Origin of the sequence: Photorhabdus sp. RM323S, from assembly GCF_042879375.1 — a bacterium.
GTDB lineage: Bacteria > Pseudomonadota > Gammaproteobacteria > Enterobacterales > Enterobacteriaceae > Photorhabdus > Photorhabdus tasmaniensis.
In genome coordinates this window covers 57,220-74,721 of sequence record NZ_JBHFKZ010000019.1, presented here as the reverse complement: position 1 = coordinate 74,721, position 17,502 = coordinate 57,220, and the positions used below count along the sequence as shown (strand labels likewise).

General features: G+C 44.3%; 6 protein-coding genes. 2 read left to right on the top strand and 4 right to left on the bottom strand.

The annotated features are described in order from the left end of the window. Nucleotides 1-107: 107 nt before the first annotated feature. Complete coding sequence (locus tag ACGF7G_RS10610) at nucleotides 108-929, top strand: dihydroorotate dehydrogenase (RefSeq protein ID WP_387465331.1); 822 nt, start codon at nucleotides 108-110, stop codon at nucleotides 927-929. Between the two features lie 23 nt (nucleotides 930-952). After that, nucleotides 953-1,699: a creatininase family protein gene (locus ACGF7G_RS10605; protein ID WP_387465328.1), complete on the top strand. Its 747-nt coding sequence runs from the start codon at nucleotides 953-955 to the stop codon at nucleotides 1,697-1,699. Nucleotides 1,700-1,960: 261 nt separating this feature from the next. On the opposite strand, the gene ACGF7G_RS10600 is transcribed toward ACGF7G_RS10605, so the two are convergent. From ACGF7G_RS10600 to ACGF7G_RS10585, 4 genes are all read right to left on the bottom strand, one after another. Then, entirely contained in the window at nucleotides 1,961-4,939 is a 2,979-nt protein-coding gene (locus tag ACGF7G_RS10600; protein WP_387465325.1) for an RHS repeat-associated core domain-containing protein, read from the bottom strand. Nucleotides 4,940-5,022: 83 nt separating this feature from the next. Beyond that, nucleotides 5,023-5,319, bottom strand: a complete 297-nt coding sequence (locus tag ACGF7G_RS10595) for a phage holin family protein (protein WP_166295525.1) — start codon at nucleotides 5,317-5,319, stop codon at nucleotides 5,023-5,025. 64 nt (nucleotides 5,320-5,383) lie between these two features. Next, a complete protein-coding gene (locus ACGF7G_RS10590; RefSeq protein ID WP_387465323.1) occupies nucleotides 5,384-9,820 on the bottom strand; it encodes a SpvB/TcaC N-terminal domain-containing protein in 4,437 nt (1,478 codons plus the stop codon). Between the two features lie 56 nt (nucleotides 9,821-9,876). After that, nucleotides 9,877-17,343 (bottom strand): neuraminidase-like domain-containing protein, encoded by a 7,467-nt coding sequence (locus ACGF7G_RS10585; protein ID WP_387465321.1) that lies wholly within the window; start codon nucleotides 17,341-17,343, stop codon nucleotides 9,877-9,879. Nucleotides 17,344-17,502 lie beyond the last annotated feature (159 nt).

Here is a 17,502-nt window from a genome sequence, read left to right as displayed (position 1 = left end):
TCGCCTGCTCTATGGAAAGGGGTTAATAGCGAGTTTGCTTGAATGAGTTAATTCATGGAGTTGCGATGAAAAATCAAGTTTTTGAACAAACCTATGATGTTTTAGGCATGAAGATAAAAAATCCAATTATCGTTGGATCGGGTTTGCTTTCTGATCAGGATAAATATATTCGTCAGTTTATCGTTCACGGCGCAGGGGCGGTCGTGACAAAAACCATTTACCCGAATTCGGAAAAATTGCATACCGAAAAGACCTATTCCATCAGTACAGGGATGTTGAACAATACGACTTACTCGAAGAAAACAGTTGAACATTGGTTGACCATTCTCAGTGAGTTTAAGAGAGAACAGCTTCCGGTGATAGTCTCGGTCCATGCAGAATCGCCTGGAGAGTTGGGTTCATTGGCTGCTCGTATCTCAGAGGTAACCGATGCACCCTTGGAATTGGGCATTTCGTGCTTACATGCAGATGACTTTACGGAAGATACACCAGAACGTGTATTTAACTACGCGAAAGCGGTGAAAGAGCGAGTGGATACCTCTTTTTCTGTCAAACTTGCGCTTGGCGACAATTTGTATGGGCGTGTTCAGGCTGCCATAGACGGCGGGGCTCATGCGATAACCTTGAGCGATACCATTTCGGGCATTGCATTCGATAACATAAGTGGCGAGGCTGTTCTTAACGGGGTGTGTGGATACTCTGGGCCAGGGCTCAAGCCGCTGGTGCTTGCCGCGATCTATAACCTGCGCAAACGGGGGCTGACGATCCCGATACTGGGATCGGGAGGTGTACAGGATGGTAATGACGTTCATGAGTACATGCTTGCAGGTGCGAATACTGTGCAAGTTTACACCGCTCTTCATCGGCATATGTACAAAACACTACGGCGTATCGTTCTTGAACATGCCCAAATCACGATGTCAAAATAAGGTATTAAAAAAGGGACAATATCATGAGCAATCAAGTGAGAGAATTTGCAGAACTGACCAGCGAGCAGGTTTTAACCGCAGTTGAAGGTAAGACTTTGATATGGCCGATTGGCGGTATTGAGCAGCATGGGCCTCATCTGCCGTTGAATGTGGATGCCGTGATCCCTGAAGCATTTGCCCGCGTGTTGGCGAATGATATTGGTGGGTTCACATTGCCGGTACAGCCATTATCGGTAAGATCATTGCCACAGAGTGGAGGGGGACTTGAATTCCCTGGTACGATTTACATTGATGGACCAACATTTACAACTTATATGGGCCGGGCAATTAAGGGCTTATGTTCATTACCTTTCAAGCAACTTGTGATTATTAATGGTCATTACGAGAATGAAGGTTTTATTTTCGAGGCGGTAGATGAATTACGGACAGTGGGTCACTTTAAAGATCGTTCCGTTATCGTGTTTAGCTGGTGGAGTTTGGTGTCTGATGCCTGGACTCGTGAACATTTGACCGATTTTCCCGGCTGGCACGCTGAGCATGCAGGGATAACAGAAACGAGTTTGATGCTTCATTTGCGCCCAGATTTGGTGAGAGCTGAGCGGGTTGACCATGATAAACCACCGCGTGCAGGGATTTATCAGATACCGATTAAAGAAGAATTTTCAACGAGAGGGGTTCTTTCTAAAACATCTAGTGCGAGTGCAGAGATCGGTTCACTCATTTTCGAACATGTCAGGCAGCAAATATTGGAACTTGTTACTGCGGATTAACCCGCTGAATATTACTGCATTTTTTTGGTTTTACCCTGTCTGCCTGGAAAAGAGCTTACCGTTTTTATCAATGGGGGCCTTTTCCAGTAACAGCTATATATAGCGGTATTCCACTTTTCTCATCATTCTGGTGTCTCTGGGACATAAACCAAAAACAAATTTCCTGATACTTTTTGGGGTTCCGAATCACATTGATAATGCCTGTGACAATAAAATCACGGGCATTATCAGACATCTCTTAATCGATATTTTTTGTAGCTATCAGCTATATCTATGTTTAGGTTGATATTTACCCCATTTAGTTTCAGAAAAGACTTCGCTATGGGCTACAAGCTCTCCTTCTTTCCAAAATTTTAGGTTTTGTTGAACTTCTGCTACGTCCTTATGCCGATATAACCAACGTAGCTCACTGGATGTTATACTTGCTCCATGACCACTTTTTGATATAACTGTCTTGATATCATCACCAATAGTATCAATCAGAAAATGAACAGGCGCTTTCCTCTGAAGTAGCTGATACTCTAATCCAGCTTTACTTGTTTTTTTCCAAAGAAGTTTTCCTAATTCATCTATTCTTTTATTTCCATATGGTTTTTCTTTCAATTCGGATGCTAATTCATTTGCCAGATTATCACCTGCAACATTATATTTATCATGTTTTGATAAAAATTTCTTAAACTCAATAACACGTTCGTGGTCATGTGTTTCTTTTTTTATATTTTCGTCATTAGAATAGACTTTGGGATTTAAATTATCCCAAACGGCATTTGTTATGTCATTTTGTATCAATATATTCCTTTTGATTTCACTCCTTCTGCCAAAAACTCTAGTTAATTTAGAAAGAAATCCCCCTGAAGCGGTTTTACGCTTATATCCTTTTTTTTCTAATTTCTCCAATGCATCTTTTCTGGGTTCGTCCAAACCATATAAAATATCTCCCTTTTTAAATACTTTTATCAGAGATTGATTTTCTTTCCGAGATTCAGAAGACAGACCTTTTGAGTCATTAAGTAGTACAGGGTTATTCCTCACCATCTGATACAAATTTAGCCCATCGACTGTTCCTGCTGGGTCGGCACTTAACCACCGTCCTACCCACGGTTGATAATATCGATATCCGTAATAATACAACCCTGTGGCATCCCGTTCTTTGCCTGAATAGCGGATAGTTTTGTAATTAGCTTCTGTTTGGCTGTTTGCTGCCCACAGCGCTGTACCGCCAAATGGATAGTACTCTTCCTGACTGATAATTTGTCCCTTATCATCCAGTTCAAGCTGGCTGGAGCCGATAAGATTATCGTAGCTGTAACGCATCTGATTGTTGCTGATATCTTTTGGTTTGCCGCTCTCCCAATGTAACACCCGCACCTGTGCGCGGCCTGCTTCACCGATTGTAATGACTTGTAGATCCTCTGTTGTTTTACTGATTGAGCCAGTGGTACGTAGCTCAAGGTTCGGCAAATAAGTTACTCGTTGCTGTTGTGTGCTGTTTCCGGTCTTCTGTTCACTGATTTTTAGCCGCCTCATTCCATCGCTGCCATAGCGATACCATTCTTGGTCATTATTACTGCTATTGTCCCATGCCTCCTGTTGCGATTTTTCTTGCGGTTTTTCTGGTGGTTTTTGGCTTCGTGTTACCAGTATCGCTTGTTGTAACTCACCCCGTGTATTCCAATTCAGGTTTTGCTCCCGCATCCAGATCAATGTATCCACTTGTGCCGGGTCATCAACCCGTGAATTCAGTACTGCCGGGTTCAACGTCTTCTGATGATTGTCCGTATCGAACCATGAATCCATTTCTGCCAGTTTATCAGTCAGTTTATTCCTTACCGCCCGGTGCAACGTCTTCTGATGGCCGCCCGCATCAAACCATGAATCCACTTCTTCCGGCTTATCAGTCAGCGTACTCAGCACCGCCCGGTTGCTGTGGTTCGAGACTGTAATACCTCTGGTGTGGTTGTTTTGGCTGGCAGATGTACGATGCTGGATTTTGGTCAGATTACCGCCATCGTCGTAGGTATAATTGCGGGTATATTTGGTATAGGTGTTGTTATCAGAAGTTAGTGGGATTATCGGAAAGGAGATGCTTTGCTGACGAATATTCGCCATTTCACGCCCTGTCGCGCTGATAAGCTGATACAGGGAATCGTAGGTATAGGTATTCTCTGGTTTTACTTCCTCATTTTTCCAGAAGCGGGTGGCTTCTGCATTATTACGAATGCTGATGATATTCCCCACAGGATCATATTTATAGCGTAAATCCTGCAACTTTTTGGCTTCTGGTTTACCGTTGTTTGTACGTTGGGTGGTGATACCTATCAGACGCTGAGTTTGCGGTTCATAAGTGTATTCGGTGATAACGTTGTTGCCGTGTTCTTCACGTAATTTCTGTCCGGCGGCGGAATAGGTCAAGGATTTAACAATAATCTGCTCATTCTGGTCTTTCACGGTCAGCCAGCTTGCTTTTAATTGCCCGGCCACATCATAGGCCAGACGTTGCATGTTGCCTTTCGCATCAGTCTGAGTCAGTAAAGCGCCGGTGGAGTCACAGGTACTCTGGGTAGTATAGATTTCATTGGTTAGTGCGTTCTGCCAGGTGGTTTCGTTATCACCTGCCCAGTTAGCTTCTCCCTTGCCATTCTTATCATCCAGTAATTGCTGGGACTGTGATAAAACGGTACCCGTCAGCGACAGGCTTTCTGGTCGGGTGACTCCTGCCATATCGTAGTGATGTACACACTGCCCGGCAAGGTTATGAGCTTTCACCGTTGGCGTATTCTCGGCCCAGATAAGGTGTTCGGTGATGCGGGGTGTTTTTTCCTCTGGTGCTTGTTCGGTCACTGATAACAGACGACCGGGCAGAGAAGGGGATTCATATTGTCGGGTTTGTCTGGCACCTGTTGCGGTTACAGTCAGTATTGGACGGCTTTCAATATCATTTAGTGTGACAGTGCGACCGGCATCGGCGCTTTCTGTACACAAAATATTACCGGTCAAATCATATTGCCAGAGAAAGTTAGGTTTTATCGTGTTGTCTTTCTGTTTGGCTTCATACAGGCGCGGGTCAATACTCTGGATCAGGTGCCCGCGGGTGTCATATAGATGGCGGGTGATAAGTGTATCGGTAGTACCGCTTGCGGTAGAACGGCGAAAGTTGATGTCACGAATAGTCAGGCCACGATTATCCTGGACGTTGACTGTAGGGGTATGTTGATAAAATTTGGGGTCAAAGTTTTCCATGATTTACCTCTTTTGTTGTGTTGTTGTGATATTCCCGTTATAGCGGGAGACAGAGGACTTCTTATTGCAGCGAAAATCCTCCATTATTTTCCTCCCTGATGCATAAGAAGGCGACGCCAGAGCCAGCTCAGCCCGGTACTTCCCGTTGTGCCGAATAGCCCGGCAATTGCAAAAGTCATATAGATGCTGCCGCCACTTTCAAAACTCAGTAATCCTCCCAGGATACCAGTAAAACAGGAGATGATGAGTTGGCATAGGACGTTAATCCAACTCCATTTGTATTGTTTGTTCTGTATATCAATGAGGTATCTTACTAATCCGCCCCAAGCCGCAATAAAACCAATGATCAACCAGATAACAAGTTGAGTATCTGACGGCATTTTTAACGACACTTTTCACCTCTATCTATGCTTCCCGCCCGTTAGCCGGGCGGGGTTTATCAAGTTACATGTTTACCTCAGCTGCTGTATCATTTTCATCTTCACTGACAGTAAACCAGGGAGTAAATAAGGTTCGACGAAACCAGCCTTTTGCGGTGATAACCTTAATTTCCCGACCAACGGGATCATAGACGTGGGTATCGGCATAAGCCTCTTTTGCCTGCCGGGCTTTGTCATCACTGACATAACGCCAATCATTGAGGAAATAGGGCTGATAAGTTCGTATCGGTTGTCCTTTATTGTCATATTCCGTCCGTCCAGTCACCGCCCAGCGGCTCTTGGCATTCTCTGTTTTCGTGACCAAAGAACCGTCTTTGTTACGTTGCCAGGCCATACCTGCCTCATGTCGGGCGGCTGCTTGCAGCAAGCGGCCAAAGCCATCACTGAATACGACTTGTTGACGGATTTGTTGCTCGGAATCATGGTTATAACGATCCGTGGTCAGCGTGAGGCTATGAGGGGGTAAACGGGTGCTGTGATGTAGTGGGCTGATTAACTGGGTGGCTGCACTTTGGCTTTGTACCCAGCGACGATGGGCCAATGTGCAGATATACCCGTCTTCAGTGATGATCCCGGATTTATACAGTGTTTGCCGGTCTTGCTCTGTCAGTTTATTGAGGGTTTGTTGACTTAATACCGGCATCCAGCTTTCCGGTGCATAGACCTGACATCGTGCTACAGGTAGTGGTCCTGTCAGGTTAATGGCTGTTTCCACACTGGCTGGTGGAGAGAACGGCATCTGTTCCGGTGATGAGTAACCGGTCATCCTACCGTTTTCAGTTCCCCAAAAGCGCTGTGTTACCTGACGGCCCAGTGCATCCAGCGTGATAAGGTGCTCATTGTCATTGATATCAGTGAGTTGCTCGGGAGCCAGAAAACGCCAGTTATACTTGGCTGATGTTGTCAGGCCAGCCGCATCTTGCGTTTTTGTCACGACACAATAGTTTGTATCCCAGGTTAGTGTGATTTTTCCTGTGAGTTGTGTGTTGCGCTGCGTTTGTGGACGCCAGAACTGCGCAGCAGTTCCGTAATCGATGTAGCCGTGACGGGCTGTCCAGACTTTGCTTTCCCCAGCATGAGGGAACAGGTAATCTGATTGTTGATACCCGGATTTCTCCAGCGTTGTGGGCAATTCCTCAGGTGCGATACTTCCATCAAACGCTGACAATGTGGATTCATCGAATACCGTCGTCTCTGTAAAGGCAATCAATGCCTGTCGTGTCGGTGTATTACTTTGCCCGCCGGTATAAAATGTTCGCTGCTGGCCGAAGTATTTACGCAGTTTGTCATATGCAATCAGAATATCTTTATCACATAAGGTTTCCAGGTTTAAACCACGGTTAACTTCATCGTATTTAACTTCATCATGTTTGATCTCATAAGTATCAGTGCGGGTGCTATCCGGTAATCCCAGCACCCGAACGGTATTGTTGGTCAGATGGTGCCAACTGAACTGTTGATAAGTCAGCCGCAATTTGTGTTGCTGGTCATCATAGCTGTTGGTAAACAGTGTATCAGGCAACATATCCGGATACGGGCTTATTGTGGGCTGATTGCGGCGTGGGTACTGTATTGAAACCTGTTTCAGTGGTTGTCCAAATAGGTCACTGGACAGAGTGATGCTCTGGCTGCACTGTGGGTCACTGGCAATACGTTCATAGTAATAGTGACGGCTTTCCGCTACCGATGGCCAAAATACAGGATTTTGGTTTTTTGTATTCTGTAATCGGCGTACCTGTGGACGGAATTCAGTGACAGTATAGGGAACCTTTTTTTGTGCGCTGCTATCCAGTCCGTACAGTTCACTACGCAGTGGCTGACCTTTCAGCGCCCGGTTGAACCAGTATAGGTCGTGACTATTCTCTGGTATTAGGGAAACATCCTTGCCATCTTTCCAGACAGTAAAGCGCGGTGTAAAACCGGCAAAAGCCTGATTATCGCCACGCCAATACTCTGCCGATAATGCGCTATCTATCACGGGCAGTCCGGTGGCATACCAGTTTTTGGTCAGGGCTGGTGGTGTCCGTTCTGGTGCGCTACCTTGAGCCAGTTGATGGCTGTCTTTCTGTTCAACATAACCAAACCCGCGAAATTCCCGCTCATGTCCATCCCAGGCACCGTGAGCATAACTCAGAGCAGTCACTAATTTGTTACCGCTGATTTCATCCTCTGTTTCCGTTTTCCATAGGGTGTGTACCGGGAAGGGCAGATAACAAACTGGTGTTTGTCCAGCATCCTGTGCCTTGGCTTTTTCATCCAGCCAGAATTGGGCAGAGCTGCGGTAATGCAAGATGTGGCGAGCGCCCATATTGTTATTCATTTCACTGAGCAGCCATGGTTTCTTGTTCGTCAGATCACAGCACCAGTGATGGGGAGACATATGCGGGACGCTCAGTATCAAACTGGCTACCCCAGCCCCCTGCACATCGGCTACTTGCAACTGACAGGTGCTATCAAAACGTAGACCATTTGGGAAGGGTAATGTCACAGGTTTAGCAAAACTGTTGCCACTGTTATTGAGGAAGATATCTAGGCAGTTTTTGTGAACATAAATCAGGTCAGTTGGACCGCTGCCATCCAGGTCAGCCAGATAAACCTGCGCTGGATTAAACTCAGTTGTTGGCTGGCTGAATCCCGGTAGGGTGATGGTGATTGGCTGACCAAATCGTCCGTGCCCCAGATTCGGCCAGCAGGTGACTTTAGTCGCACTGACTTCAACCAGATGCGCTTGACCGGAACCCAGTACATCACTAAAAGCCACCAACTTACGGGCATCGGCGCCCGGTATCGGCAGGGTTACGTCACCGGATTGCACCACATCCTGCCCTTTGGTAAAGCCGTCGCAGGTATTGGCATACAAGCGCACACTTTTAGGGCCGATCAGCACCAAATCAGACAACCCGGCCCCCATTAGATCTGCCAGTTGCGCACGGGGATGAGTATATTCTACCGGTAGGGCGTTGAGTGGGGTAAAACGTGTCCAACTACCATCCGGGCGTTGGCTGTGGTATCCCCGTAACCCCGGTCCGGTGATAACCCAGTCAAGTTGTCCATCTCCGTTGATGTCTACCAGTGATGCGTTGTTTTGTAAGGAAGGGATGACAGACAAAGGTTGTATTTTCTCCCAAGTGACAGCATTTTGATTATCTCCTGTCTGACGCTGTGGCGCGCGGTACCACCAGGCTCTTTTATCTTGATATAGCAGACCGGGTAATCCCTCGCCTTTTAGGTCAACCAGTTGCCAGCACTGAACGGTATTGAAGTTTGCCAACACATCCATCGGTTGCCAGCTAGCGTTCTGTTTCGGTGAAAAATCCTGATATGCCAGCTCTAGTGGTGGCAAGGTGACGGCAGGACCGTCTTGTTTGTGTCCCACTCGACGAACGAATACCAGCGTGCTGGCTATTGCGCTTTCGTCATAATTGAGTATTAGGCGTGAAACCAGCGAGGGTTCATGCTCTTCTGTCTGGTTATCCAACGCTTGCAGGTTATGATACATCAGTACCTGACGGCATAAGCGGCGGGTACGAATCTCAAAGCCATATTCATAACGAGAAAAACAATCCTGACGACAAAGCCAGCCACCCGGTGCTGTAAATTCTGGCGGCGCTTTCAGGTTGTTACTGCGTTCGCCATAATCAAATATCAGATAGAACAACCAATTTTTTTGTGAGAGCGCGCTGCTATCCAGACTGGGTAACGTTTCGCTAGCTGTCAGGTTGCCGTAATACACCATGTGTAGATAACGTTGCGCTGTGACCTGTGGATGGTCTGTCATTTCATCTGCTTCGCAACTTGTGTCATCTTCGGGGAGATATTGATAATAAATTTGTTCACCACGCGGTGACACGGAAGCTTCCAGTAACCATTGCGCTGTTTGTGAGATTTCTGATGGGTTGCTGATCCGCGCCTGAGGCGATTTACCCAGTAGATGTACCTGTCCGTCGGGGCTATATATCAACCAAAAGTCTGTTTCGCTTTCTGTCTTAGGTTGCCAGTACTCCAATTGGCTGAAATGGCTTTCCAAACGGGAACGGTAGCCAGTAACAGTAAAAGTGGTATCCAAGCCGGTATTTTTTAAGTAAGGATTTTTTAATATGGATTCATCGCGAGGTTGATCCGCGATGACCAGTACTTCACCTTCTGGTCCCAGAAAGGTATCGGTTTCGTCATAGTGGGGAACACCAAAATGGGTACGGCGGCGGATAGTCATAACTCCACAATCCCAGCCCAGACCAAACGGGCTGTTACCGGCACCACTGTTGTAATTCAGCGTGAGGGCGGGGGCATAGCCGCGTCCGGCTGAAATAGGTAATGGCAGAGACAGTGCAGCCATACCATCCGGTCCGCTGGGTGTTAACGCTTCACCCATACCCGTGATAGCGCCTCCCCCTTTAGGCAATGACAGTTCCGTAATACTGAAATTTTGTGAATTTTGCATGAAAGACTCCTTGCAGGCCCCACTTAGGGGCCTGTTTTAGCACTGAGTTGAAATCGTTATTGGCGAATGGTGTAGCGAATATGCAGAATGATGTCGCTTAGACTCTCCAGCATGGTTTTTTGTTTACCGGTTGCATTCGGGAAACTGAGCGTTAATGTGCCTTGATCAACGTCAATCCCTTCAAACGGCAGGAATTTGCTATCGTTGAAATCAAGCTGGAACTGACCGCTGTCATTCATGCCGTGGGAAACCGCCAGTGCTTGACAGCCTTTGGCTAATCCTGCTTTATTTCCGTAAGACAATATTGCCTGCACATCCTGATATGGCCCTAACAGAGCTGGCAGGGTGACGCTGATCTGTTTAATACGTCGAATGTTGCCTACATCACTGCCTTCCGGGTAGTCTTTACGGATTTGCAAATCAGCTAACGAAATGGACGCTTGTAGTGAGGTTTGGGCATCTCCTGTACCAAACTTCAAGGTATTATTCCCGCTAGTAGCACTGCCTGATCCATCCTTCACCCATTTTGCAATTTCCTCAGTCAGGAAAAATTTACTGTTACCATCTTTATAGATTTTGGCTAGCGAAACGGTACGTTCTACCTCCAATACGCGTTGATCTTGCCTCAAATGGGCATCTTCCATCTGTGCCAGATTTAACATCAAGGTTTCACCCGTGAGCAGACCGGCATGGGTTCCCTGCCAGGCGCCAGGCTTAATGAAGCTTGCGTTGGTTTCATTAGTCTCCCAGCGATAGGCCATTTCAGCCATCAGACAACGCGATACGGCCAGGTCGTAGAACTGGAAGTAAATGGCGGCTAGTCGGCCACGTAACCAGTTGAACAGAGCCTGATTACTGAACTTACGTTGCAGGAAGGTCAGTTGTGCATGGGTTTGTTCCTGCTGGGTTTTCAGGCTGGTTTTCTGTAATATCGCAGCTTCCCGGCGTATTGTCAGTGAGCTGAGTTGAGCATCAATTTGTTTCAGCTCGGCTTGTGCATTATTACGCTGGATTTCCCATTCCTGACGGCGGCGACGCCATATTTCAGATTGCGAGACTTTATCGGCCTCAATTAATAAACCGTCTGCGGCAATGCCTCCACCAATAGCAATCGCATTGGCGATAGCACCATAGTGTGATCCCCCGACGGCCATACCGTAGATATTCGGTACCATATCCAGTGCAGCAGCAGCCATATGCAGACTTTTCAATCCGGCGGTAATACCTTGGGAAGCCACTCTCATATTCAGCGCTTGATGTTCACCAGCGTTAATATTTTCATCATATAATTTGCTGTAGCTGGTAAAGCGTGATTGTGCTTCCATGCGTGTTTTTTCCAGCACAGTTTTTTCAGCATCCAACTCTTCAATAGTTTTGTCTTGTACGCTGAGATTGGCCAATATCAGTTCTGCCGCCTGATTCTGTAATAGTGTATTTAATGCCTCAGCATCCTGACGTTCGATAATATTTTGTAACGTGGAGCCGAATTGAGTGAGCTGGCTTACCATGCCGCGTGCGTTTTCCAGCATGTGTGGGAAACGCCACAGTGACATAAATGACGTCGGCAGACTGCTTCCGCCCTGTGTACTGGCAACAGCAGCGCTGAGTAATGCTTTTGGATCTGCCGGTGTGGCGTAAATAGGCAGATGCAAGGGCTGGCCGTCGATAGAGAGATTATGACGCAGGTTATACAGTCGTTGTTCCAGTGTCTGCCAGTAGTTCAGCATTACTTCATTGACCTGTGGCAGGAAAAGATCTGTCGGGTTGTTGTGCTGCTCGAAATCATTTTTTTGCAGAGCGGCTATTGCACGGGAGTGCTCCTTTTGTCTCTCTGGATTAGCGGCATCATTTAGACTCTTATCATCCCATGTTGAATTGAGTGACAGATGGGGTTTATCGCCTAACAGATGCAGTGCCTGCATGTACCACATTTTGGCTTCGTTGAAGGTGTCCCGCTCCAGCTGACGATAAGCGTAGTCTCCACGCGCCATCAGTAGGTCAAGGGTGCGCATAAAAGTGGCGACTTTATAGTGCATTGGGTCGTGTTGCGCTACGGCATCAGGATCGACCGAATCCAGCGGATCATCGTTCCAGCTGGTGTCTTCCTGTAATGGGCGGACATTCCAGTGGTAATCCTGAACCTTATCATGCTTAATATAACCGGATGGGTTCCAGACATATTTCAGCCAACGGTTAGCTTCATCGAAATTTTGTTCGTGTAGCAAACGTTGAGCAATTAACATCGGGGTGTAGTAGAACAGTTCCCAGAAATAGAGGCTGTTAGCGCCGCTGAAATCCATGGGTTCGCTGTTAATATCTTTCAGAACATTAGCGTTCTCGAAATGAGATGAAGTGCATTTAGAATTTTTTGTTACCTGACTTTGAGAGTCTATAATAAAGCAAGAGTCAAAAGAATGGTTTCCTGAATCCGAGTTTTTATTTTTGAAGGTCATATAAACCTTGGCGTGATAATCAGGGCCTGGTTGAATCACAGGAGTCCCACGATTATTAGCATTGGGAAGAGCTACAGATTCTGTAATAACCTCAGGAAGATTATTGGGGAGTATAATCATAGGGATAAATAATGTAATGCTTATACTTTTATCGCCGAGTTGTCCTGAGTAGATAGTATATGAATTACTATCAGCAAGATATTTAACATGAAGCTTAAACCAACGTTCATCACCATGTATTGTCGGATTATATTTAGGAAGTGTGAAATTAGCGAAGAATCCTTCCCCTAGCTTGGGTTCTTGAATCTTCTGGGTTTCCATACTTAAAATAGTATCGATCCCAGCGTTGGCGCGGCTAATTAATTTACGGGCAAACAGGGTATTAAGGCGAGTACGATAGGCTCCCCATTGCATATATTGTGCCCCATTTGAATCGTGGTGAAGGGTCAGGACATCATCGACATTCGCTTTTTTGATAATACGAATACTGAAATGTTCTTCGCCTAGATGACGCTCCTTCTGACCATTTTCAAATGCATCAGCAGATGCTGTAAAAGTGACATCAATACTTGCTTCATTATTTTTAAATACCAGCGTGGAGACATCTATTTGGTCGAGATCATTAAACTGATAACACATTTCTTCGAAACTGAGTGGCGGCTTAACTGGAACTTTGTCATGCGCTGTATATATTTTATTTTCTAACTCACCATTCTCCTTCACTTTTTTCACTATTATTTTAACGCTTGAAGGCTGAATATTTGCATTAATAAATACTGGTCCTGAAACATCGGTGTCAATACCGCCGTGGTCATCCATATAGAAATATGCTTTGAATGGATCGTCGTTGCTATGTTTATTCTCAATATAACCATAATTACCACTAATGTTACCGCCAGTGGTTGTAGACATTTCTTGTGAACCAGAGGGAAGGTTAGGGAACCAAGCTCTGACAAAGTTAGTGGTACTTTCCCGATAAAACAGCAGTTTCCCTTTTTCGTGCTTGGTGGTGTCTTCGCATTGATAAACGGGGTAAATGAATTTTTTATTTGATAAGTTATTCGGGTTAATACCCAGCGTGGTGTAAATAATAAATTTATCACCTGGCTTACCGTATTTCTTCATTAGGTTGCATTGATTGCGTTGCCGGCCCACTAGTCCATTATGGATAATTCTTAATTTTGGTGAAATCTGGATTTTTGAATTATCACTTGAGTTGCGGGTAATCAGGATACTCCCACCATACACCATACTCAAGTAGCCTTCTCCCCAGTCATAACCGTTATTGTTTACTGATAGAGGGATTTCATAGCTTTCTGCATAGCGGTTATTTACTCTTATGACATTGTTGGTATCAAACTGTTTATGAGCATTAGGTCTGTAACTTTCAGGTGTCATTTCCTCAGGAGACATATTGGAAGTGATATACAGCCCTTTTATTGGTGCTTTTTCTGTATATTTATCTAATTCCCCCTGTTTTTTATAAAATATAACCAGCAATTTATCTTTGCCTTGATAACTTGCACAATAGAGTCCTGGTGCTTCATTTTTTCCCAGTGTTAAATCAGATATTTTGCTATTCGCATCAAAGGTGATTGGCGTGTTCCAGGTACGGTCATAGCGAATATGCGCCAGTTTTAGTTCATAACGGAAACTCTCGGTCGTTTTACCGCCTTCATGTGTAGCAATCCTTTTTTCTTCCAGCCAGATTATATATAAACGAGATTGGTAGATTACCGGGCGGATAGTGTCTTTGTAGGGGTTAATCGGGCAGTCAATTTTGTGCCATTCACTCCAGGCATTAGCGGGGAATTTACCTTCACTGAATTTACTGTGATCCACACTGCGCCAGTAATATTGATTAACGTCTGTTTTACTGTGTCCGATAAAATAGGTTAATCCTTGGTTATTATTAATGTTGTCATGATAGGCGCTGATAACTTCCAGGTTAGCCACTTGTTCGAACGACGTTAGGTAAGACTTAAAGGCATCTTCTACGGTATCGGTATTCAATTGACTTTGGCTGATGGATTGCAGCAGTGCATCCATCATTTTTGTCTGTCCGATACGCATCGTCGGATCGATGTAATTTTCAGGATAGTAAGCGAGCTTAGATATGCCGGCCCAGGTGCTGTAGCGTTTGTTGTATTTATCCCAGTCTTTAAAGAATGGACGGCTGGTGACATTCGTGACGATGTCCCCTTCCATGTTTTTTAATGTTCGGTTCACATACAGTTGAATACTGGCGATGGCTTCGGCAATCTCTGTGGTTTTGATAGCGGCGGAAACTTGGTTATCAATCAGTAAGTATTGATATAGATCATCACGGTTTTTAATTACCGTATGTTTTCTTTCTTGTCGATCTTTTTGGTTATGAGAATAAATATAGTATGTACTTAATGCGGCGCTGCGAGATTCATCCAAAGACGCATGCAGGGCATTGGCTTTTTGGGTGTCTAGTCCGGCGGTTAATATCGAAGCGACATTTTCCCATTTGGTGTAGTCAGCGGAAGATTCTATGTCTAATATTTGCGCTAGTTCAGAAACACCTTGTGGAGAGATGTTCAATTGAAGCGAGATGTTAATCCACTGTAATAGGCTGTCGATAGATGGCCAATTGGAGAAATCAGCTTGTGCTTGAATACTGGCTTGCTCCAGTAGATTTTTATCAAGATTCATGGCGTTAGCCAATATTTCTGCTGTTAATGTTCGCTTTTCAAATTCGGTTAGTACAGAAGAGGCTTTTTCACCCAGAGAATTAACCCAGTCAGAAAAACGCGTTAGTGTTGTCAGCGTTAATACATCATGTTTTGGTGTCATCTCGGTTTTAGTGACAAAACGTTGAGGGTTTTTCACAAACAGATTTAAGGCGTTTTCGTTAAGACCAGTGGAACGGTAAATCAACGCCAGTTGTGCCAGGCATTGGCAATACTGGACAGCCTGTTGAATTAGTGTAGTTGATTCAGTTGTTTTCGATTGAGTTTCAATGGGGTTTTTCCGCAACCAGTTCCAGAATGAATCTGCCGTCATTTTGTTTTCTTTGCCAGAGCTTAGTTTATCTGCCCAAGTCAGCACGGAGAGAGCAACATTCTCAGATGGCAATTGCAGAGCGGCGGCGATGTAAGGAGATATGGCTTTGGGCAGGTTTTCCTTAGCTTTCTTCAGCTCTTCCTCGGCATCTCTCTCTTTGGATTCTTCCTGCTTTTCTTTGGCTTCCTTTAGTTCCTCCTCTGCTTTCAGCATCTTTTTGTCAAAATCTTGCAAGCCATTGTAGATGCTATCCAGAAGGTTGTGTATTTCTGGGGTTAGTGTTTCGTTATATTTATCGGTCGTCATCACAAACAGCTGATATACACTCCATTTTCGTGTACGTAGCCAGCCAGTGACGGCATTGAGTCTGTCAATTAGAGCAGCCAGATTATCATGGGTAATCTCAGATAAATTAGTTATTCTTTCACCCATGGCTTCCAACAGTAAACTCAGTTCATCAATAGTTAACTGATGGATGTCTGCCAGTAATTTGGTTAGATCGGGATGAGAAGGATTTTCTGAAATGGGTGCTTTGCACAGTACTAGTGCAGTCTCAGCATCAATACCATAACGTTGCATATAGCCTTTAACACGAAAAGTTTTCTTTAATACCTCTGTATTGATATTTAGGTTCTCATTGACGCTGAAGGTAATTTTTTCCAATACCAACGGTGGCAGGTTTATAGCTTTATATAAACGAATAAACTTATTAAGTTTTAATAGAGGAAAGTAGTCATAGTTTTTAATAGTAAATGTTACTGTGTCTGGTTGTTTAACTTGATTATTTTCCGACTCAAGACTAATTGTTACTGTATTTTGTTGTTTAATTAGATTAGTTTCTAACGTAATATTATGTGAGAATTCTTGGTTTGAATAAATTTGTATATTTCCCAACTCTTTTCTGTTTAATTTAATTAGTACACTAGTATTAGAACTTATGTTTTCTTTAGTCTTAAAACTTAATTTTAATTTGTTATCTCCGAGAGGGGATAATTTAATATTTTCTATCTTATTGTTGTTGGAGGAATATTCCCAGGTAATCTGATAAACATCGACTGAATTGTTTTGGTTGATTGCCTCAGCGATTTGCTGATTTTCACTGTATTTCTGTTGGAAGAAATTACCTTCTTTATCAATAAATTGAAATTGTTTAAGTTCTTTGTCTGTTAGATTATAGTAACTTTTCAGATATTCCGGTTTTTCTATTAGAGAGGGGTTAATTTTACCAAAATTTTCCTCATAGATATTTCTTGCATTGATTGTAGTAATTTCTTCCACCAAGATAGTAAATAATTTAGGAGAGACAGAAGAATTAATATCCAATAGGGATGCTTGATATTTTAGTTTATCGATAGTTGTTTCTGGTGATGTACTAATGTGTTCAAAGATTGGAGCTTGTAATTGAATAATCTTACGTACGCTTTCATAAGCATCGTGATATGGCATCATGCCAGAAGCGCATAAGGTTGATAACTTTTCCATTACTTGAGCATGATTATGAGACTCAGTTTGAGTTAGTTTTTTAATACCTTTCAGCAGAATATTATTGGACAGAGAAAGCGTGGAAATCTCAGAATCCATATTTTTTTGGCTGAGAGCCAAAGATTGTAAATCAGGACGGCGTGTATCCAGATGATAATCGGAACTATCTGCATGTAAATCCCGTGCCTGACGATAAAGTTCAGTCAAATAAGCGGCGGGAGAGAACATGGAAGAGACTGCGCCTGGAGCTGCATATTTGCTGGCGCGATTGCCAAATTTACTGTTATAGCCTTGCTGGTCAGCATGAGGTGTTATCAGGGCAAGATGTACCGCGTTTTGTAACTGAGGATTGGCACGTTTCAGAATACGGGCTTCATGCAGGCGATTTTTCTTTTGTTCCTGTTGTGCGCTGAGATATGCGCTGAGGGTCTGTGACCATGAGAGTTTGTCGCGTACTTTCTGGCGAAATTCGTCAAAAGAGAGGTGGCAAATTTCGGCTTCGGAATTAAAACCTTTACTTTTCAAAATGTCACTGATATTGATTGTGGGTGTGTTCATGTTTATTCCTTTTAAATGTTAAGTAAATAAAACACTTATGCTGCCCTGCATCGCTTGGATATATAGAAAAGTTATTTATATCCATCAAAGTAAAGGCAACACATATAACGTTCGATAGTGAGTTGAAAATAAACAACGAATAAAAAGCCATCATTCAAC

What these genes read in the sequence shown, in the direction of transcription:
- ACGF7G_RS10610 (WP_387465331.1), top strand. Translation starts at nt 108, where the DNA reads ATGAAGATAAAAAATCCAATTATCGTTGGATCGGGTTTGCTTTCTGAT.
- ACGF7G_RS10605 (WP_387465328.1), top strand. Translation starts at nt 953, where the DNA reads ATGAGCAATCAAGTGAGAGAATTTGCAGAACTGACCAGCGAGCAGGTT.
- ACGF7G_RS10600 (WP_387465325.1), bottom strand. Translation starts at nt 4,939, where the DNA reads ATGGAAAACTTTGACCCCAAATTTTATCAACATACCCCTACAGTCAAC.
- ACGF7G_RS10595 (WP_166295525.1), bottom strand. Translation starts at nt 5,319, where the DNA reads ATGCCGTCAGATACTCAACTTGTTATCTGGTTGATCATTGGTTTTATT.
- ACGF7G_RS10590 (WP_387465323.1), bottom strand. Translation starts at nt 9,820, where the DNA reads ATGCAAAATTCACAAAATTTCAGTATTACGGAACTGTCATTGCCTAAA.
- ACGF7G_RS10585 (WP_387465321.1), bottom strand. Translation starts at nt 17,343, where the DNA reads ATGAACACACCCACAATCAATATCAGTGACATTTTGAAAAGTAAAGGT.